Below are 20,629 nucleotides of genomic sequence, written 5' to 3' on the forward strand. Positions count from 1 at the left end.
ATGCGCCTGACTGCCGGATCGCCCGCACGGCTCGGCGCAAGCTGGGACGGACGCGGTACCAATTTCGCGCTGTTCTCCGCCAACGCGCAGAAGGTCGAGCTCTGCCTGTTCGACACCCAAGGCCGCCGCGAGCTCGAGCGCATCGAGCTGCCCGAGAAGACGGAGGATGTCTGGCACGGCTATCTCAACGACGTCGCGCCGGGCCAGCTCTACGGCTTTCGCGTGCACGGCCCCTACGAGCCCGAGCACGGCCATCGCTTCAACGCCAACAAGCTGCTGCTCGACCCCTACGCCAAGCGGCTTGCCGGGCGCCTGGTCTGGAGCGATGCGCATTTCGCCTACCGCACCGGAAGCCCGCGCGAGGACCTGTCGTTCGACCGGCGCGACAATGCGCGCGGCATGCCCAAGGCCGTCGTGGTCGACGAGACCTTCAACTGGGGCCGCCGCGAGATCCGGCCGAATATTCCCTGGGAAGACACGATCATCTACGAGGCCCACGTCAAGGGCCTGACCCAGAAGCGCGAGGACGTGCCGCCGAATCTGCGCGGCACCTATGGCGGCTTGTCTTCACCGGCAATGATCGAGCACCTGAAGAAGCTCGGCGTCACCACGGTCGAGCTTCTGCCGGTGCACAGCTTCGTCGACGACCGCATCCTGGTGGAAAAGAAGCTCGCCAATTACTGGGGCTACAACACGCTGTCGTTCTTTGCGCCCGAGCCACGCTACGCCCAGGACAACGCGCTCGATTCCTTCCGCACCACGGTGGCGCGGCTGCACGATGCCGGCATCGAGGTGATGCTCGACGTCGTCTACAACCACACCGCCGAGGGAAATCATCTCGGTCCGACGCTGTGCTATCGCGGCATCGACAACGCCTCCTATTATTGGCTGAACCGCGAGAACCCGCGCTATTACGACGACTTCACCGGCTGCGGCTCGTCGGTGAACCTCGCCCATCCCCGCGTGCTGCAGATGGTGATGGATTCCTTGCGCTACTGGGTCGAGGTCTGCCATGTCGACGGCTTCCGCTTCGACCTCGCCACCACGCTGGCGCGCGGGCCGAACGGTTTCGATCGCGGCAGCTCGTTCCTGACCGCGGTACGGCAGGACCCGGTGCTGGCGACGGTCAAGCTCGTCGCCGAGCCGTGGGACCTCGGCCTCGGCGGCTACCAGGTCGGAGCCTTTCCCTCGCAATGGTCGGAATGGAACGACCGCTATCGCAGCGCCATGCGCCGCTACTGGAGCGGTGAAGGCAGCCTGATCGGCGACATCTCGAGCCGCATGACCGCATCGTCCGATCTGTTCAACCACGACGGAAGGCGGCCGCGCGCCAGCATCAATCACATCACCGTCCACGACGGCTTCACGCTCGCCGACCTCTTCAGCTACAACGAGAAGCACAACGAGGCCAACGGCGAGGACAATCGCGACGGCTCCAACGACAATCACAGCAACAATTGCGGCGTCGAGGGCCCGACCGACGATCCTGGCATCATCAGCCTGCGCCGCCAGCTGCGCAAGAACGTGCTGGCCTGCCTGATGCTGGCCCAGGGCGTTCCGCTGATCCTCGCCGGCGACGAGGTCGGCAACTCGCAATCCGGCAACAACAACGCCTATTGCCAGGACAACGAGGTCGGCTGGGTCGGCTGGGACAATCTCGGCAAGGACGGCGACGACATGATCGACTTCGTCGCCCAGCTCGCCGACATCCGCCGCCGTTTCTCACAGTTGCGCAGCCATCGCTGGCTCGACGGCCGCCCCAAGGACGGCGTCTCCTACGGCGCATTGTGGCTGACGCCCGCCGGCAACGAGATGACGGAGAGTGACTGGACATTCCCGGATGGGCGGTTTCTCTCCTATGTGATGGGCCCGATGGAACCGGGCGGCGCTGCGATCTTTATCGTACTGAACGCCGCTCCCGAAGAGATCGCATTCAAATTGCCCAAAATGACCGAATACAAGAGCTGGCAGCAGCTGCTGAACACGACCGATGCCAAGCTGAATACGATCGACTTCCTGCCCGGGAGCGACAGCAAGGCGCCGCCGCGCTCCGTGCTCGCCTTCGCAGGCGCACTATGAGGCCATCCTTCGGGGCGAGGCCGACCAAGGACGGCGTGTCGTTCCGGCTGTGGGCGCCGGCCGCGCGCCGCGTCGATCTCCTGCTCGACCGCAGGCACGCGATGCAGCGCCGGCAGGATGGCTGGTTCGTCGCCGAGATCGCCGGCTTGTCATCTGGCAGCAAGTACAAGTTCAGGATCGACGACGACATCGACGTGCCGGATCCCGCTTCGGCCTTCCAGCCCGACGACGTGTTCGGCCCGAGCGAGGTGATCGATCACGATGCCTTCGTCTGGCGCGCACGCGATTGGCGCGGCCGTCCCTGGGAAGAGACGGTGCTGATCGAAACCCATGTCGGCACCTTCACACAGGACGGCACCTACCGCGCCATGATCGACAAGCTCGATCACCTCGCCGCGACCGGCATCAATGCGCTGGAATTGATGCCGCTCGCCGATTTCGCAGGCCGCCGCGGCTGGGGCTATGACGGCGTGCTGTGGTACGCGCCGGACAGCGCCTATGGCCGGCCCGAAGACCTGAAGACGCTGATCGACGAGGCGCATCTGCGCGGGCTGATGGTGTTCCTCGACGTCGTCTACAATCATTTCGGTCCGGAAGGAAACTACCTCGGCCGCTATGCGCCGACCTTCTTCACCGATGCGCACACGCCGTGGGGCAGCGCGATCGATTATCGCGTGCCGCAGGTGCGAGCCTTCGCCGTGGAGAACGCGCTGTCCTGGCTCGGCGACTACCGCTTCGACGGCCTCAGGCTCGACGCCGCCAACCACATCATGGCTGTCCCGGGCGAGCAGTCCATGCTGCAAGACCTCAGCGTTGCCACCGGCGAGCTCGCCAAGGCCACGGGACGTCACATCCATCTCGTGCTGGAGAACGGCGACAACCGCGCCAGCCTGCTCGATGCCGCGCAGGATCCGCCGAACGGCAAATATCGCGGGCAGTGGAACGACGACTATCATCACGTCTGGCACGTGATGCTGACCGGCGAGCATGCCGGCTACTATGGCGATTACCAGACGCCGCGCATGGATCTGGCGCGCGCGCTCGCCTCCGGCTTCGTCTATCAGGGCGAGATCTCGGAATTCTGGGGCAAGAAGCCGCGCGGCGAGCCGAGCGGCCAGCTGCCGCCGGCGACCTTCGTCAATTTCCTGCAGAACCACGACCAGATCGGCAATCGCCCGCTGGGCGAGCGGCTGGAAAGCCTGGCATCGCCACAGCAGATCGAGGCCGCGCTCGCGGTCACCCTGCTCGCGCCGATGGTGCCGATGCTGTTTCAGGGCGAGGAATGGGCCTCGACGGCCCCCTTCCCGTTCTTTTGCGATTTCCAGGGCGAACTCGCCGATGCCGTGCGCAAGGGACGCAAGCGCGAATATGCCTGGGCTTACGAGAAATACGGCGAGGAGGTGCCCGATCCGCTCGATCCGGCAACGCTGCAATCGGCCGTGCTCGACTGGACCGGCCGCACGCCGCAACAGGATGCGCGGCTCGCGCTGGTGCGTGAGTTGCTCGGCGTCCGTCGCAAGCAGATCGTGCCGCGGCTGAAGGGCGCAAGCTTCGGTGATGCCGAGGCGGCCGACAACGGCATCGTCACCGCACATTGGCGCATGGGCGACGGCACCACGTTGCGTCTTGTCGCCAATCTGTCGGATCACGAGATCACCTCCAGCGTCAGCGCGGGCACGCCGATCTGGGGCGGCGGCGCCGGCGAGCGGCTCACGCCCTGGTCGGTGGTCTGGCGCCTCGGAGGTTAGAATGCCTCCCGCCATTCCGCTCGCGACCTACCGGCTCCAGCTCACCGCGGATTTCGATTTCGACGAGGCCGCCGCGGTCGTTCCGTATCTCAAGGCGCTGGGCATCACGCATCTTTACGCCTCGCCGGTGATGAAGGCCCGCAAAGGCTCGACCCATGGCTACGACACGGTCGATCACGGCCAGTTCAATCCCGAGCTCGGCGGCGAGGCCGGCTTTACGCGGCTGAGCCAGGCGCTTCAGCACCACGATCTCGGGCTGATCATCGATTTCGTTCCCAACCATGTCGGCGTGCATTTTGCCGACAATCCGTGGTGGCTCGACGTGCTGGAATGGGGCCAGGCCTCGCCGCACGCGGCGTCCTTCGACATCGACTGGGACCAGCTGGCCTACCGCGCTCGCGGCGGCGTGCTGCTGCCGATCCTCGGCTCGTCCTACGGCGAGGCGCTGGAGCGCGGCGATATCGAGCTGCGCTACGACCCGGACGAAGGGACTTTTTCCGCCTGGTATTTCGAGCACCGCTTACCGATCGCGCCGGAGCGCTATGGCGAGATGCTGCGGATCGTCGTCAAGGAGGCGGACACGGCGGAAACGGAGCCCGGCAAGCACCTGCTGTCGCTCGCGACCCGCTACTCGGGGCTGCGGCGCCCCAATCGCAAGGAAGCTCCCGGCTTCAAGTCCGAGCTCAAGGAGATCGCAGGCGCCGCCGACATCATCAAGCGCGGCCTTGCCGCCTATCGCGCCGGCAAGGACCGCCCGGCACAGACGCTGACGCTGCATCATCTCCTGGAGCGCCAGCACTACAAGCTCGGGCATTGGCGGCTTGCGTCCAGCGACATCAATTATCGCCGCTTCTTCGACGTCAACGGCCTCGCCGGCCTGCGCGTCGAGGACGCGAGCACGTTTGCCGCTACGCACCGGCTGGTGAAGCAGCTCATCGCCGACGGCAAATTGCAGGGAATCCGGCTCGATCACATCGACGGCCTGCGTGACCCGGCCCAGTATTGCCAGCGATTGCGCCGCCTGGTGCGCGACGCGCAGGGCAACGCAAAGCCCTTCTACACCGTGATCGAAAAGATCCTATGCGAGCACGAGCGCCTGCCGCATTTCGCCGGCGTCCAGGGCACCACGGGCTATGAATGGATGAATGTCATCACCCACGTGCTGGTCGATCCCAGGGGACTGGAGGCGCTGGACGAGACCTGGCGGCAGATCAGCAACCGGCCGCCGCGGCTTGTGCCTTACGTCAAGGACGCCAAGCGGCGGGTGCTGGAGACGCTGCTCACCAGCGAGTTCACCGTGCTGACGCGCCTGCTCGCGCGCATCGCCAACGGCCATTATTCGACGCGTGACTTCTCGGCCGACAGCCTGCGGCAGGCGCTCGAGCTCTATGTGCTGCATTTCCCGGTCTATCGTACCTACCTGACGCATAGTGGCCCGACCGCAGCGGACCGCAAGCTGATCGACGACACCATCGCGCGCGCCCGCCGCGACTGGTTCGCCGCCGACGAAGGCATCTTCGACTTCCTGCGCGATGCCTTGACCATGGACCTGCTCAAGCCGGGCCGCCCGCCGCACAGCGCCCCGCGCGTGCGCCGCTTCGCGCTGAAGGTGCAGCAATTCACCGGCCCGATGATGGCAAAGTCGCTGGAGGACACCGCGTTCTATCAATTCCACCGGCTGCTGGCGCTGAACGAGGTCGGCGGCGACCCCGCCAGCACCGGCCTCAGCATTCCCGCCTTCCACCAGGCCATGCAGGCCCGCGCCAGGGAATGGCCGCAAGGCATGACGGCAACCGCCACCCACGACACCAAGCGTGGTGAGGATGCGCGCACGCGCATCGCATCGCTCAGCGAGATTCCCGGTGAATGGACCAGCGCAGTGGCGCGCTGGAAGGTGCTGAACGCGCCGCACCTCACGCTGCACGGCAATTTCCGCGCGCCGTCGGCAACGTTTGAATACATGCTCTACCAGACCCTGCTCGGCGCCTGGCCGCTTCAAGCGCCGGCCGATGCCGCCTTCATCGAGCGCATCCAGGCCTATGCCCTCAAGGCCGCGCGCGAGGGCAAGGAGGAGACGAGCTGGCTCAACCCTCATGAAGCGTATGAGAACGGGATCCGCGATTTCATCGCGAAGATCCTCGACCCCGACCAGTCCGCGGAATTCCTTCAGGCCTTGCAGACGCTGGCGCGCCGCGTCGCGCTGCTCGGCACGTTGAACTCGCTGAGCCAGCTCACGCTCAAGGCGACGCTTCCGGGCGTGCCGGACTTCTATCAAGGCACCGAATTCTGGGACCTGTCGCTGGTCGATCCCGACAACCGCCGCCCGGTCGACTTCGCCGCGCGCCACGCGGCGCTGCCATCACTGGAAGCGCTGGACTGGAGCGGCCTGATCAAGAGCTGGCCGGACGGCAGCCTCAAGCTGGCCTGGACGCGGCATCTGCTCAAGCTGCGCAACGAGCTTGCCGACGTCTTCGCGCAGGGCGACTACCAGCCGCTGGAAGTACGGGGCGCCCATGCCGATCATGTCATCGCCTTCGCGCGTCGTCATGGCCGCGCCGCCGCGATCGTCGTGGTCGGGCGTCAGTTCGCGCCGTTCACCCAAGCAGGCCGGGAATGGCCCGCACCGGAAGCTATTGACGCCACTATCGACACCACGGGCTATGTCGTGCCCGGCCTTGCCGGCAACGACTTGCCGCTCGCGCAGGCCTTCCGCGATTGTCCTGCCTTCGTCGTCGCAGGCCGAACGGCGAATGCCGTCAGGGCGGCGCGGCAGCGCGTGCGCGCCTGAAGTCACTTTCCCCCGTCTTTGGTCAGCAGCAATTGGCCGCGCTTCCTGATCGTCGCCTGCGCCATCTCGGCAAAGCGCTGCAACAGCCAGGGCAGCACCACCTCGACCCGGACCTGATCGTCGCCGACATGGACCTGCCCCGTCGCGACCTGGCCGAGCGCGCGGACGCGGAAGGCCAGAGTGTCGCCGCTCCAGCTTTCCTCCTCGACCTGCATCACGGGAATGCTCGCCGCGGCGCGGCCAAGCCCCGTCTTGAGCCGGCGCACCGCCTCCTCACGGCCGAGACGATGCGGAATCGAGACGACGAGCGGTGCTGACATGGGTCCTGCCTTTCTGACTGACGTCACATAGTCATGTCGCGTCCACCAACAAAGGTTCCATGCAAGTTGATCCCCCGGCCGTGTTTCAAAGCCGGAACTTTACAACCTGCGGCAAGTTGCTCCCGCACAACGGGACAGGTTGCAATGACCCTTCTTACGAAGGGCTGGAGGAGATTCGCATGTCAATCGGCACGATCATTCTGATCATCTTGATCATCGCCCTGCTCGGCGGCTTCAGCGGCATCGGCGGCGGGCCGTTCTATGGCACCGGCTATTACGGCGGCGGCGGCCTCGGGCTTGTCATCGTCATTCTGCTGATCCTGATCCTGATGGGAAGGATCTAGTACTGGCTCCGTAGGGTGGGCTAAGGCGCAACGCGCCGAGCCCACCACTTCGCTCGAACGAAACAAGGTGGTGGGCACGCTCCGCTTTGCCCACCCTACGACACCCGCCTTCCCCGCAACAGCGGCAGACCTACTTCACCTTCCCCGCCAGCTTCTTCATCGCGGCCTTGATCGACACGGCTGCATCCTCATACCCCTCCCATGCCTTCGATCGCGCCAGCAGGGCCGGCACGGTGCGCAGCGTATAGCGCTTGGGATCGAGGTCGCTCTTCACCTGCGCCCAGGTCACCGGCATCGAGACCGTGGCCCCGGCGCGCGCTCGGGGCGACAACGGGGCCACCGCCGTCGACATGCGGTCGTTGCGCAGATAATCCAGGAAGATCTTTCCCTTGCGCAGCTTCTTCGACATGTTGAGCAGATAGCGCTCGGAATCGTCGTCCGCCATCCACTGGCAGACGCCTTGGGCAAACGCCTTGGCCTCCTTCCAGCTCACCTTGTCGCGCGCGCCATGGAGCAGCGGCACCACGACGTGAAGGCCCTTGCCGCCGGTGGTCTTGCAGAAGCTCTCCATGCCGATATCAGCGAGCCGCTGCCGCATCTCCTTGGCCGCCTCGACAACGTCGGGAAAGTCCACGTCAGGGGCGGGATCGAGATCGAACACCAGGCGGCCCGGGGTGTCATAGGCATAGGGCGCGCAATTCCAGGGATGCAGCTCGACGCCGCCGATCTGCGCCACCGCGGCGAGCCCCTCGATCCGGTCGATCTGAAGATACGGCTTGCGGTCGCCGGAGACCCGCGCGAGCTCCAGAAGGTTCGACGTTCCCTGCATCGCATGGCGCTGAAAGAAGCATTCGCCCTTGATGCCGTCGGGCGCGCGGATCAGCGAGCACGGCCGGCCCTTGAGATGCACGATCAACCATTCGCCGACAGCTTCGAGGTAGCGGGCAAGGTCCAGCTTGGTGACGGCGCCACCATCGCCGTCATCCGGCCAGAGCTCCTTGTCCGGCTTGGAGATGACGACACCCATGACCTCGGCATTTTGAGCGGCCTGCTTCGAGCGCCCGCCCGCCTTGGTGCGCGCCGTCTTCCTGGCCCGGGGCTCGGCGAGCTCGGTGTCGACGGGCGTCTCGGCCTCGACCTCATCCGCCGCCTTGTCCTGCCGCAAGCCCTTGAAGGCCGCCTGGCGAATATTGCCGTCGGCCGTGAAGCCCGCGAACTCGATTTCGGCGACGAGCTCCGGCTTCAGCCAATGCACGTCCCGCGTCTTCTTCGGCGCGTTCTTGCCGCCGAACGGGCTTTCCTTGCTCTCAATCGCCTTCAGCGCCGGCATGATGCGCTTGACTTTATCAGCGCCAAAGCCGGTACCGACCATGCCGACGAAGGCGAGATGATCGCCGCGCTGCACGCCTGCCATCAGCGAGCGGAATTTGCCGTTGGTGGTCTTGTAGCCGCCGATCACCACCTCGTGGCCGGCGCGGCATTTCGACTTGACCCAGCTCTCGGTGCGCCCGGAACGATACGGCGCGTTCAGCTTCTTCGACACCACCCCTTCGAGCTCGAGCTTGCAGGCCGATTGCAGCACCGCATCGCCGCCGCTCTCGAAATGCTCGACATAGCGGATCTGAGTCGATTTCCGCTTGCGCGCTTCCAGCAGCTTCTTGAGCTGCGCCTTGCGCTCCCCAAGCGGCAGCCGACGGTAGTCCTGCCCTTCCGCGAAGAGCAGATCGAAGGCGAAGAAGATCAGGTCGTCGGTCTTGCCATCGGACAGCGCAGCTTGCAGCGAGGAGAAGTTCGGCGCGCCGTTATGGTCGAGCGCGACGATCTCGCCGTCGATCATCACGTCCGGCAGCGCGGCGGCTTCCTCGGCGATGGAGGCGAACTTGCTGGTCCAGTCGAGACCCTTGCGCGTCTTCAGCGCCGCCTCGCCGTCCTCGACCCGGAGCTGGACGCGATAGCCGTCGAATTTGATTTCGTGGCACCAGCCCTCGTCTCCGGGCGGCCGCTCGACCAGCGTGCAGAGCTGCGGCGCAACGAAATCCGGCATCTCAGACACCGTCTTAGCCCTCGTCGCGGTCGCGGCAGTTTTCTTCGCCGCTTTGCCGCCCTTCAACGCGGTGCGCGGCGACGGCTTCACCGTCCGCCCTTTCGTCTCTTCCGCGCGGTTGGACTGCCAGACCGCGTCGGCCTTGCCCTTGGTCCCCTTCGCCAGCATGAACGGCTTCGGCGCGCGGCCCTTTCCCTCCGCGATCTGTTCCATCGCCCGGCCCGAGGCGACGGACTTGTCCTGCTCGAGAATATCGTTGTCCGCGCCTTCGCGGACATACTCGTCACGATGCTTGATCAAGAGCCAGTTGGTCCGCTTCTCGCCGCCGCGGTTGCGCATCCGCACCAAGACCCAGCTTCCCTGCAGCTTGTCGCCATGGAGCGTGAACTTCAGGTCGCCTTTCTTGAAGCCGGCTTCCGGATCGTCCGATTCCCAGGTGCCGCGGTCCCACAACATCACGGTGCCGCCGCCGTACTGGCCTTCCGGAATCGTGCCTTCGAAATCGCCGTAATCGAGCGGATGGTCCTCGACTTCGACGGCCAGCCGCTTGTCGTGGGGATCAAGCGAAGGCCCCTTCGTCACCGCCCAGGACTTGAACACGCCGTCGAATTCGAGCCGGAGGTCGTAGTGCAGCCGGGTCGCATCATGCTTCTGGATGACGAAGCGCCGCTGTTTCGATGGCGCCACGGCGGTCTTGCCCGAAGGCTCCGGCGTCTTCTCGAAGTCCCGCTTCTGTCGGTAGGTGGAGAGTTTCTGCAGCACGTCCAGTCCCGCTTCTCGTTCGGCACTTGAAGCCTATCACGGCGAAAGTCCCGCCCGGAACCAAAACCCGATGGGACGGTTGGGGTTCCAAAACGCCTTGAAAACGCTGGAGAATGGAATGGCCCCGCGCGCCTACTGGAAGGGAACGTTGAAGCTGTCGCTGGTCAGTTGCCCGGTCGTGCTCTATCCGGCGACCACCGCGGCCGAGAAGACGCGGTTTCACCTGATCAACCGCGAGACCGGGAACCGGCTCAAGCAGCAGATGATCGATTCCGAGACCGGCGACGTCGTCGAGAGCGACCAGAAGGGCCGCGGCTACGAAGTGCGCAAGGGCAAATACGTCGAGATCGAACCGGAGGAGCTCGAGGCAGTCCAGATCGAGAGCAATCACACCATCGACATCGAGAGCTTCGTGCCGCGCGAGGAGATCGACCAGCGCTTCCTCAACCACCCCTACTACATCGCCCCCGACGGCAAGGCCGCGGTCGACGCCTTCGCGGTGATCCGCGACGCCATGAAGGACCAGGAGCGCGTGGCGCTCGCTAAGATCGTTCTGACCAATCGCGAGCACGTCATGGCGATCGAGCCGCGCGGCAAGGGCCTGCTCGGCACCACGCTGCGCTTCCCTTACGAGCTGCGCGAGGAGGACCAGTTCTTCGACGACATCAAGAGCCCGAAGATCACCAAGGACATGGTCGAGCTCGCCGGCCACATCCTGCAGACCAAGGCGGCGCATTTCGATCCCAGCAAGTTCAAGGACGAATACGAGGACGCGTTGAAGGCCCTGGTGAAGCGCAAGGCCAGCGGCAAGAAGATCGAGCTGCCCGAGCCCGAGGAACGGCCGAGCAACGTCGTCAGCCTGATGGACGCTCTGAAGCAGAGCCTGAAGGGACGCGGCGGGAAGAAGTCGGCGGCGAAGTCGCACGCGCGGCGCGCGACCGGACGGCACCGCAGCGCGAAGAAGGCGCACCGGTCGACGGCAAGGCACAGGAAGGCGGGTTAGTTCGTCATTCCGGGGCGATGCGAAGCATCGAGCCCGGAATCCATCGTGCCAAGCGCGACGGGCAGAGAAATGGATTCCGGGCCCGCGCCAACGGGCGCGTCCCGGAATGACAGCCGGGGTCTATTCCCCCGCCTTCAGCCGATACCCGATCCCCGTCTCCGTCAGCACGTATTGCGGCTGCTCCGGATCGGCTTCGATCTTCTGGCGAAGCTGGCGGACATAGACGCGCAGATATTGCGCGTCGGTCAATTCGTCCCACAGCTCCTTCAGCAGGAAGCGGTGGGTGAGCACCTTGCCGGCGTGCTGCACCAGCACCCGCAACAGATCGTATTCCTTCGGCGAGAGCTTCACCTCGCGATCCCCGACCTTGACGATGCGACGAACGAGATCGACCGAGAGATCGCCGGTGCGGAACACCGGACGCTCGCCCTTGACCTGAAGCTGGTGGCGCAGCGCGGCGCGCAGGCGCGCCAGCAGCTCCTCCATGCCGAACGGCTTGGTGAGATAATCGTCGGCGCCGAGATCGAGCGCCTGGACCTTGCCGGCTTCGTCGCCGCGGCTCGACAGCACCACGATCGGCACGCCGTCGTTGCGGGCGCGGATGGTGCGGAGCAGCTCATGGCCCTGAACGTCGGGCAGGCCGAGATCCAGGATGATCAGCGCCGGCTCCTCGCCAAGTTTCTCCAGCGCCGTCTTGCCGTTCGGCGCTTCCAGGATTTCGTAGCCCTGGGTCGTCAGCCCCATTCGCAGCAATTTGCGGATCGGCGGCTCGTCGTCGATGACCAGGACCTTGATCGGAGCAGCGCTCATGCGGCGGTATCCAATGCGTGGCTCTCTGCCGGAACCGGCAGGCGAATGGTGAGGACCGCGCCGCTCCGCTCGCTGCGATTGGCGGCGGAGATCGTGCCGCGCATCGCCTCGACGAAGCCGCGCGAGATGGCAAGCCCGAGCCCGGTGCCGGGACGGACGTGATCGCCCTTCTGCACGCGATAGAACTTGTCGAACACGCTCTCGAGCTCGTCCGGTGGAATGCCGGCGCCCTCGTCGGCGACCTCGAGCACGACATGAGCGCTGTCGCGCCGGCCGCGGATCGAGATCGTGGTTTCGGGGGGCGCGTATTTCGCGGCATTGTCAAGCAGGTTGAACAGCACCTGCTCGAACAGCACGGCGTCGAGCTGGAGCATCGGCAGATCGGCGGCCAGCACCAGCTCGACCTTGTGGCGGCTGAGGATCTTGCTGGCGCGCCGGAGCGCGCTGCCGACGATCTCGCTGAGATCGTGCAGCGCTGTGTTGGGCACGATGGCGCCGGATTCGAGCTTGGTCATGTCGAGCAGATTGGCGATGAAGCGGTTGAGCCGCTCGGATTCGTCGATCACGGTGGCGAGCAAATCGCGCTTCTCGGTGTCCGAGAGCGCGCCGGCGAGATCGCGCATGGTGGAGGCCGCCCCTAACACCGAGGCGAGCGGCGTCTTCAGATCGTGCGAGATCGAGGTCAACAGCGCCGAGCGCAGCCGCTCGGATTCGACGGTGCGCTTGACGCGGTCCATGTCCTCGACCAGCAGCACACGCTCGATCGCGAGCGCGCCCTGGTCGACCAGCGCATCGAGCAGCCGCCGCTGGTCCGGCGTCAGCAGCGGGCCGGTACGATCGTTGTCGATGCCGATCACACCGATCGGGCCCCGCCCGGTGCGCATCGGCAGAAACAGCCGCTTGGCGCCCGGCAAGGTATCCGAGCCGCGACCGGCGGGACGATCGTTGCTCCAGGCCCAGTTGGCGGCGGCAAGATCGGCCTGGTCAAGCTCGTCCTCGGGCGGATAGCCTGATTTCACCGTCAGCAGGCCTTCATCCGGCAACAGCAGCACCACGCGGACCTTCAGCATCAATGCGGTCTGGTAGGCACTGGCCCACAAGACGTCGTCCAGCGTGGCAGTACCGGCGAGCTTGCGGCTGAAGGCATAGAGCTGCTCGGTCATCCTGATCCGGCCGATCGCGGTGTCGGCCTGGATGCGCACGCGCGCCGCGACATTGGAGACGATCATCGCCACCACCATGAACAGCACGAAAGCGGCGACATTGGTCGGGTCGGTGATCGTGAAGGTGTAGATCGGCGGGATGAAGAAGAAATTGTAGCAGAGCGAAGCCGCCACCGTGGCCAGCAGCGAGGGCCACAGGCCGTAGCGCACGGCAACCGCGACGACCGAGGTCAGCAGCACGAGATCGACGTTCTCGATGCCGAAATAGGGCTGGATCAGCTTGGCAGCGCCGAGACCCACAAGCACGATCCCAAGCGCCTTGAGAAAAGGCAAAGGATCGAACGGCTCGGATCGTGCGGCGGTCTGCACCGCCATCTTGGGCGCGGCCTCTCCGGAAAGCTCGTTGCCGGGAATGACGTGAACGCTGATATTGCCCGCACGCCGTACCAGGTCGTGCACGACCGAGCCGCGCGTCATCTCGAACCAGCGCGAGCGCGTCGACTTGCCGATCACGATCTGGGTGACGTTGTTGCTTTGCGCGAAATTGATGACGTCGTCGGCGATGCGGCGGCCGACGGCGGGAATGGTCAGCGCCTCGCCGCCGAGCGCTTCCGCGAGCCGCAGCGTGTCGGCCAGCCGATCCCGCTCCTCGTCGGACAAGTGCAGCGATCGCCGCGTCTCGATCGAAATCGCGGTGAACGGCGCATGCAGCCGGTCGGCCAGCCGCTTGGTGTAGCGCACGAGGCCGGCCGCGCGCGGGTCCTCGCTGACGCAGACCAGGATGCGCTCACCCGCGGCCCAGGGCCCGGGAATCGCATTGGCCTGCATGTGGTTGAGCAGCTGCTCGTCGACCCGCTCGGCGGTGCGGCGCAAAGCGAGCTCGCGGAGCGCAGTCAGGTTGCCCGGCGAGAAATAATGCTCCAGCGCCCGCTCGGCCTGCTTGGGCACATAGACCTTGCCCTCCTTCAGGCGCTGGATCAGGTCGTCTGGCGTGAGGTCGATCAACTCGATCGCGTCGGCGCGGTCGAACACCGAATCCGGCACGGTCTCGCGCACGCGGACATGGGTGATCTGGGCGACGACGTCGTTCAGGCTTTCGATGTGCTGGATGTTGACGGCGGTGTAGACGTCGATGCCCTGGGAGAGCAGCTCCTCGACGTCCATGTAGCGCTTGGGATGGCGGCTGCCTGCCGCATTGGTGTGGGCAAGTTCATCGACCAGCGCAATCTGCGGCCGACGCGCAATCACCGCATCGAGATCCATCTCCTCGACGATCTGGCCGCGGTAGTCCAGCCTCTTGCGCGGGACCACTTCGAGGCCGCGCACCAGCGCCTCGGTCTCGGCACGGCCATGGGTCTCGACGAAACCGACCACGACATCGATGCCGGCCTTGCGCTTGGCCTGGGCGCTTTGCAGCATCTCGTAGGTCTTGCCGACGCCGGGAGCGGCGCCGACGAAGATCTTCAGCCTGCCGCTCGCACCCTCCTCCCGGCGCGCCGCTTCCAGCAGGGCCTCCGGTGACGGACGTTGTTCGGGATCGCGGCGCTCTCGGACCATCTTGCCAGTATAATCATCCGTACATTGCCAGCCTAGACGGCTACTTCGCGGCGATCCGATCGAGCGCGAGGTTCAGCGCCAGAACGTTGACCCTGGGCTCGCCGAGGAAGCCGAGCAGACGGCCTTCGGTGTTGGCGTCCACGAGCTGCCTGACCTGACCGTCCGGCAGATTGCGCGCCTTCGCGACGCGCGGCACCTGGAATTGCGCGGCTTCCGGCGAAATGTCGGGGTCGAGGCCGCTGGCCGACGTCGTCACCAGGTCGACCGGCACCGAGGCGTTCGGATTCTCGCGCCTGAGCTTGTCCACATCTTCCTTCAGCCGGTCGGCCAGCGCCCTGCTGGTCGGACCGAGATTGGAGCCGCCCGAATTGGCGGCGTTGTAGGGCGCGGGCACCGTCTTGGTCGAATCGTTCGGGTCCGGCGCCAGCGTCGCCGAGGGGCGGCCGTGGAAATATTTGTCGTCCTTGAACGCCTGTCCGATCAGGGCGGAGCCGATCACCTTGCCGTCTCTCTCGATCAGGCTGCCTTGCGCCTGCACGGGAAACAGCGCGCCGGCAATGCCGGTCATGGCGAGCGGGTAGGCAAGGCCGGTGATGGCGGTGAGCGCCAGCAAGAGGACGATGGCGGGGCGGATTTCTCTGAGCATGTTGGGTCTCCTGTTTCTTCCGTCATTGCGAGCGAAGCGAAGCAATCCAGGGTCTTTCCACCGAGGCAGTCTGGATTGCTTTGTCGCTTTGCTCCTCGCAATGACGAATTCAAGCCAAGTGCAAGGCGGTCACCGCGAGGTCGATCGCCTTGATGCCGATGAAAGGAATGACGATGCCGCCGAGCCCGTAGATCAGGAGGTTGCGGCGGAGCAGCGCGCCGGCACCGACCGCGCGATAGGCGACGCCCTTCAGCGCGAGCGGGATCAGCGCGATGATGACCAGCGCGTTGAAGATGATCGCCGACAGGATGGCGCTCTGCGGGCTCGACAGGTTCATGACGTTGAGCACGTTGAGCTGGGGGTAGAACGCCAGGAACATCGCCGGGATGATCGCAAAGTACTTGGCAACGTCGTTGGCGATCGAGAATGTCGTCAGCGCACCGCGCGTCATCAGGAGCTGCTTGCCGATCTCGACCACCTCGATCAGCTTGGTCGGGTTGGAGTCGAGGTCGACCATGTTGCCGGCCTCGCGGGCGGCCTGCGTGCCGGTGTTCATGGCGACGCCGACATCGGCCTGGGCGAGCGCCGGCGCGTCGTTGGTGCCGTCGCCGCACATCGCCACCAGCTTGCCCTTGGCCTGCTCGTCGCGGATCAGCTTGAGCTTGTCCTCGGGCGTTGCCTGCGCCAGGAAGTCGTCGACGCCGGCTTCCGCGGCGATGGCCGCCGCCGTCATCGGGTTGTCGCCGGTGATCATGATGGTGCGGATACCCATGCGGCGGAGCTCGGCGAAGCGCTCGCGGATCCCGCCCTTGACGATGTCCTTGAGCTGGACGATGCCGAACAGCTTGCCGTCCTTGGCGACCGCCAGCGGCGTGCCGCCAGACTTCGACACGTCATCGGCAATGGCCTGGATCTCGCGGCCCGGCTCGGAAAGTGCGGCAGGCTGCATGGACCGCGCCGCGTTGCCGGAAGCAACCGCGGTCGGCGCGCCGCCGCCGACATAGTTCAGCATGGCATCGACCGCGCCCTTGCGCACCGACGAGCCGCCGGCATCGACGCCGCTCATGCGGGTCTGCGCCGTGAACGGCACGAAGGTCGCGCCCAATTCGGCCATGTCGCGGCCGCGGATGCCGTACTTCTCCTTGGCCAGCACGACGATGGAGCGGCCTTCCGGCGTCTCGTCCGCAAGCGAAGCGAGCTGGGCGGCGTCCGCCAGCTCCTGCTCGGTGACGCCGCGCACGGGACGGAACGCGGTCGCCTGCCGGTTGCCGAGCGTGATGGTGCCGGTCTTGTCGAGCAGCAGCGTGTCGACATCGCCGGCGGCCTCGACCGCGCGGCCCGACATCGCCAGCACGTTGAAACGCACCAGGCGGTCCATGCCGGCGATGCCGATCGCCGACAACAGCGCGCCGATCGTGGTCGGGATCAGCGTCACGAACAGAGCGACCAGCACGACCACCGAGATCGAGCCGCCGGCATAGGCGGCGTAGCTCGGGATCGTCACGGTGGCGAACACGAAGATGATGGTGAGGCCGGCGAGCAGGATGTTGAGCGCGATCTCGTTCGGCGTCTTCTGCCGTTCGGCGCCCTCGACCAGCTTGATCATGCGGTCGATGAAGGTCGAGCCCTGCGCTGCCGTGATGCGCACGCGGATCCAGTCGGACAGCACCTGCGTGCCGCCCGTTACCGCCGAACGGTCGCCGCCGGATTCGCGGATCACGGGCGCGGATTCGCCGGTGATGGCGGCCTCGTTGACGGAGGCGACACCCTCTATCACTTCGCCGTCGGAAGGAATGGTGTCGCCAGCCTCGACCAGCACGAGATCGCCGACCTTCAGGCTCGTGCCCGATACCAGCTTGTAGTCCCGGCCTGCGCCGCTCAGGAGCTTGGCCTGGCTCTCGGTGCGGGTCTTTCGCAGCGTCTCGGCCTGCGCCTTGCCGCGGCCTTCGGCCACCGCTTCGGCGAGATTGGCGAACAGCACAGTGAACCACAGCCAGAGGATAATCTGGAAGGTGAAGCCGAGGCCCGCGCCGCCCGTGACGACATCGCGGAGGAAGATCACGGTGGTGAGCGCGGCCACGATCTCAACCACGAACATCACAGGGTTCTTCACCATCAGCCGCGGGTCGAGCTTGGTGAAGGAGGCCCGGATCGCGGGGACCACGATCCTGGGATCGAGCATCGCCGACATCGGGGGGCGCTTTTGCAGTTTCATCGTATCCATGGAGGTCACTCCAACAACCAGATTCAGAACACTTGCCCGGCGTTCATCGCGAGATGCTCGACGATGGGACCGAGTGCGAGCGCCGGGAAGAAGGTCAGGCCACCGATGATCAGGATCACGCCGACCACGAGGCCGACGAACAGCCCGCCGGTGGTCGGGAAGGTGCCCGCCGACGGCGGTACCGACTTCTTGGCCGCGAGCGAGCCCGCAATCGCCATCGCCGGAACGATCATGAAGAAGCGGCCGACGAACATCGCGCTGGCGAGCGTGAGGTTGTAGAAGAACGTGTTGCCGGTGAGGCCTGCGAAGGCCGAACCGTTATTCCCGGTGGCCGACGTGAAGGCGTAGAGCACCTCGGTGAAGCCGTGCGGGCCGGCATTCGCCATCGAGGCGACCGCCGCCGGATAGACCACGCCGACCGCGGTCCAGCCGAGATACATCAGCGGCAGCACCAGGATCGCGAGCATCGCCATCTTGACCTCGCGGGCCTCGATCTTCTTGCCGACATATTCCGGCGTGCGGCCAACCATCAGGCCTGCGACGAAGATCGAGAGCACGACGAACAGCAGCATCCCGTAAAGGCCGGCGCCGACGCCGCCGACGATGATCTCCCCTAACTGCATGTTGATCAGCGGGACCATTCCGCCGAGCGCGGTGAAGCTGTCATGCATGGCGTTGACCGCGCCGCAGGATGCGGCCGTCGTGATCACGGCGAACAGCGAGGAGGCGACGATGCCGAAGCGGACCTCCTTGCCCTCCATGTTGCCGCCGGTCAGGCCCAGAGCGTGGAGCGTCGAGGTGCCATTCGCCTCCGCCCAATAGGTGACGGCGACACCTGCGACGAACAGCACGCCCATCACGGCCAGGATCGCCCAACCCTGGCGCTGGTTGCCGACCATGCGGCCGAACACGTTGGTCAGCGCCGCGCCGAGAGCGAAGATCGACAGCATCTGCACGAAGTTCGACAGCGCGGTCGGGTTCTCGAAGGGATGGGCGGCATTGACGTTGAAGAAGCCGCCGCCATTGGTACCCAGCATCTTGATCGCGACCTGCGAGGCGACCGGGCCGACCGCGATGGTCTGCCTGGCGCCCTCGAGCGTGGTCGCCTCGACGTAGTCGCCGAGCGTCTGCGGGATGCCCTGGGAGACCAGGAAGAGCGTGTAGACGACGCAGATCGGCAGCAGGACGTAGAGCGTGGTGCGAGTGACATCGACCCAGAAATTGCCGACGGTTCGCATCGAGGCGCGGGAGAAGCCGCGGATCAGGGCGACCGCCAGCGCGATGCCGGTGGCGGCCGACAGGAAATTCTGGTGCGTCAGGCCGAGCATCTGGACGAGATAGGACAGCGTGCTCTCGCCGCCGTAGTTCTGCCAGTTGGTGTTGGTGATGAAGGAGATCGCGGTGTTGAAGGACAGATCCTCGGCGACCGCCGATTGGCCGGCCGGGTTGAACGGCAGCACGGCCTGCAGCCGCATCAGGCCGTAGATGATGAGAAAGCCGCCGACATGGAACAGCAGCATTGCGACCGTGTAGGTCAGCCAATGCTGCTCGCGCTTCTCGTCGACGCCGGAGATCCAATAGATGCCGGTCTCGATCGGGCGCAGGACGGGCGACAGCAAGGTGCGCTCGCCGCCAAACACGCGCGTCATGTACCAGCCGAGCGGCTTGGTCAGCGCGACCACGATCGCGCAGTAGAGAATGATCTGGAACCAACCGATCACAGTCATGGCAATAACCCTTCAGGCATTGTGTCCGGCGCAACAGCGGCAGGAGCAGCGCGAGCAGGCCCGCGACGAGCGCAGCGTCGGCCAGCAGCAATTTTGCGAGCAGCAGCACGGCGTCAGAACCGCTCGGGCCGCAGCAGCGCATAGGTGAGATAGATCAGGAGGCCGAACGAGACGGCGCCGGCGAGCGCATAATCGAAGATCATGGTCCGCTCCCTCACAGCCGTTCGCAGGCATAGGTGTAGCCGATCGCGAGGGCAAAGAAGAAGAAGCCCAGCGCCAGCATCAAAAGGTCCATCATGGCGATACTCCTTTAGGAGAGACCTGAGGTGCCACTGTGCCCATAGGTTTTCGAGATGAGACCTATGGCAACGTTATAGGAATCTCATAAAGGCCGGCCGTCCCGGCGCGGGGCTATCGCATCTAAAAGCTTCTCCCGCGGCCATCCTTCGAGACGCCCGCTTGGCGCGGGCTCCTCAGGATGAGGACAGAATGCGTGGCTGCAGTTTCAAAGGGCACTGACGCCGATGAGCCTCATCCTGAGGAGGCGCGTCAGCGCCGTCTCGAAGGACGAGGCGTGCGCACCGACCGAGATGATCCGTCCACTTATGGAATCCCTATATCTCGCGCCCGATCCCCATCTCGTTTTCAAATGGGCTTCCCGCCATCTTGGCGAGGCCGGCCGACTGACCGACGCCAATTCCAGGAGGCCTGACATGTCCGCTCTCCACCCGCGCGATCTCCCCTCGCTCGCCGAGCGGCTGCGCAAGGCACATGCAATGACGCGGCCGCTGATGCTCGACATCATCGGTCGCGCCTGCCGGCACATGCCTTCGCTCGGAGACAAGCGCACCGCACGCGCCATGCGCCTGGTCGATGCGGAAGCCTGGGCCGATGCGGCGCTGGCGCTGCTGGAGCTCGAGCTGCCGATGTGGCAGGTCCGCCGCATCGCCTACGATGACGGCGAATGGCATTGCGCGCTGTCGCGCGAGCGCGAGTTGCCGGACTGGCTCGATGCCGCGGTCGAGGCGCGCCATGCCGACCTCGCGCTCGCCCTGCTGTCGGCGTTCCTCGAAGTCCAGACGCTGGCCATCGAAGCATCGCGGCCGAGCGTTCCTTCCGTCCGCCCCATGCCGGATCCGCTTTACGAGCCGATCGCCTGCCACAATTCCCGCTAGACGCATCGGAAAGGACACGAGAAGTGCCGACGCCGACTCTCGACTTTGAACGCCCCCGCCTGAGGGCTGAACAGCAGATGCGCAGATCGAAGCTGCGCAAAGCTCGACTGGCGCGTATCGCCCTGCATGGGTTGGCCATGCTCTCGATAGGCAGCGTGCTCACCGCGCTGATCGCGCTGAGAACCGCAATCCATATCTGGCATCTCCCCGCCTGACCGGGATTGCAGATGTCACGACCT

At 65.5% G+C, this 20,629-nt stretch carries 15 protein-coding genes; 7 read left to right on the forward strand and 8 right to left on the reverse strand.

Annotated features, from left to right (window positions below):
- The 3 genes from glgX to treY are packed head-to-tail and all read left to right on the forward strand — an operon-like array spanning position 1 to position 6,615.
- Positions 1-2,079 carry a glycogen debranching protein GlgX gene (glgX, locus tag GA0061099_RS04240; RefSeq protein WP_036027307.1) on the forward strand — a complete coding sequence of 693 codons (2,079 nt, stop codon included), beginning with the start codon at positions 1-3 and terminating at the stop codon, positions 2,077-2,079.
- Positions 2,076-3,827 carry a malto-oligosyltrehalose trehalohydrolase gene (treZ, locus tag GA0061099_RS04245; RefSeq protein WP_036027309.1) on the forward strand — a complete coding sequence of 584 codons (1,752 nt, stop codon included), beginning with the start codon at positions 2,076-2,078 and terminating at the stop codon, positions 3,825-3,827. Before glgX ends, treZ begins: the two co-directional genes overlap by 4 nt.
- A gap of 1 nt (position 3,828) precedes the next feature.
- Positions 3,829-6,615 (forward strand): malto-oligosyltrehalose synthase, encoded by a 2,787-nt coding sequence (treY, locus tag GA0061099_RS04250; RefSeq protein WP_036027312.1) that lies wholly within the window; start codon positions 3,829-3,831, stop codon positions 6,613-6,615.
- A gap of 2 nt (positions 6,616-6,617) precedes the next feature.
- On the opposite strand, the gene GA0061099_RS04255 is transcribed toward treY, so the two are convergent.
- Positions 6,618-6,935 carry a polyhydroxyalkanoic acid system family protein gene (locus GA0061099_RS04255; RefSeq protein WP_036027316.1) on the reverse strand — a complete coding sequence of 106 codons (318 nt, stop codon included), beginning with the start codon at positions 6,933-6,935 and terminating at the stop codon, positions 6,618-6,620.
- Between the two features lie 179 nt (positions 6,936-7,114).
- Between GA0061099_RS04255 and GA0061099_RS04260 the strand changes: the two genes are divergently transcribed.
- Positions 7,115-7,279 (forward strand): DUF3309 family protein, encoded by a 165-nt coding sequence (locus GA0061099_RS04260; protein ID WP_009798696.1) that lies wholly within the window; start codon positions 7,115-7,117, stop codon positions 7,277-7,279.
- Between the two features lie 130 nt (positions 7,280-7,409).
- Here the strand turns inward: GA0061099_RS04260 and ligD are convergent, their stop codons facing one another.
- On the reverse strand, positions 7,410-10,085 hold the full coding sequence (gene ligD / locus GA0061099_RS04265) for a DNA ligase D (protein WP_036027318.1): 2,676 nt from the start codon (positions 10,083-10,085) through the stop codon (positions 7,410-7,412).
- 118 nt (positions 10,086-10,203) lie between these two features.
- On the opposite strand from ligD, the gene ku reads away from it, so the two are divergent.
- Positions 10,204-11,088 carry a non-homologous end joining protein Ku gene (ku, locus tag GA0061099_RS04270; protein ID WP_036027319.1) on the forward strand — a complete coding sequence of 295 codons (885 nt, stop codon included), beginning with the start codon at positions 10,204-10,206 and terminating at the stop codon, positions 11,086-11,088.
- A gap of 120 nt (positions 11,089-11,208) precedes the next feature.
- Here the strand turns inward: ku and GA0061099_RS04275 are convergent, their stop codons facing one another.
- From GA0061099_RS04275 to GA0061099_RS04300, 6 genes are all read right to left on the reverse strand, one after another.
- Entirely contained in the window at positions 11,209-11,898 is a 690-nt protein-coding gene (locus GA0061099_RS04275) for a response regulator transcription factor (protein WP_036027320.1), read from the reverse strand.
- Positions 11,895-14,618, reverse strand: a complete 2,724-nt coding sequence (locus GA0061099_RS04280; RefSeq protein ID WP_036027321.1) for a sensor histidine kinase — start codon at positions 14,616-14,618, stop codon at positions 11,895-11,897. Before GA0061099_RS04280 ends, GA0061099_RS04275 begins: the two co-directional genes overlap by 4 nt.
- 40 nt (positions 14,619-14,658) lie before the next feature.
- Positions 14,659-15,264: a K(+)-transporting ATPase subunit C gene (locus GA0061099_RS04285; protein ID WP_036027322.1), complete on the reverse strand. Its 606-nt coding sequence runs from the start codon at positions 15,262-15,264 to the stop codon at positions 14,659-14,661.
- A 109-nt stretch (positions 15,265-15,373) separates the two neighbouring features.
- The gene (kdpB, locus tag GA0061099_RS04290) at positions 15,374-17,488 is read right to left on the reverse strand and encodes a potassium-transporting ATPase subunit KdpB (RefSeq protein ID WP_036027323.1); all 2,115 of its coding nucleotides are present in this window, start codon (positions 17,486-17,488) and stop codon (positions 15,374-15,376) included.
- A 23-nt stretch (positions 17,489-17,511) separates the two neighbouring features.
- The gene (gene kdpA / locus GA0061099_RS04295; RefSeq protein WP_074447549.1) at positions 17,512-19,215 is read right to left on the reverse strand and encodes a potassium-transporting ATPase subunit KdpA; all 1,704 of its coding nucleotides are present in this window, start codon (positions 19,213-19,215) and stop codon (positions 17,512-17,514) included.
- Between the two features lie 113 nt (positions 19,216-19,328).
- Positions 19,329-19,418, reverse strand: a complete 90-nt coding sequence (locus GA0061099_RS04300) for a K(+)-transporting ATPase subunit F (protein WP_035698142.1) — start codon at positions 19,416-19,418, stop codon at positions 19,329-19,331.
- Positions 19,419-19,928: 510 nt separating this feature from the next.
- On the opposite strand from GA0061099_RS04300, the gene GA0061099_RS04305 reads away from it, so the two are divergent.
- Together GA0061099_RS04305 and GA0061099_RS04310 are read left to right on the forward strand one after the other, a co-directional pair.
- Positions 19,929-20,390 (forward strand): hypothetical protein, encoded by a 462-nt coding sequence (locus GA0061099_RS04305; protein WP_036027350.1) that lies wholly within the window; start codon positions 19,929-19,931, stop codon positions 20,388-20,390.
- A 23-nt stretch (positions 20,391-20,413) separates the two neighbouring features.
- Entirely contained in the window at positions 20,414-20,605 is a 192-nt protein-coding gene (locus tag GA0061099_RS04310) for a hypothetical protein (RefSeq protein ID WP_036027337.1), read from the forward strand.
- The last annotated feature ends 24 nt before the right edge of the window (positions 20,606-20,629 follow it).

The sequence above is a fragment of the Bradyrhizobium yuanmingense genome, assembly GCF_900094575.1.
Lineage (GTDB): Bacteria > Pseudomonadota > Alphaproteobacteria > Rhizobiales > Xanthobacteraceae > Bradyrhizobium > Bradyrhizobium yuanmingense.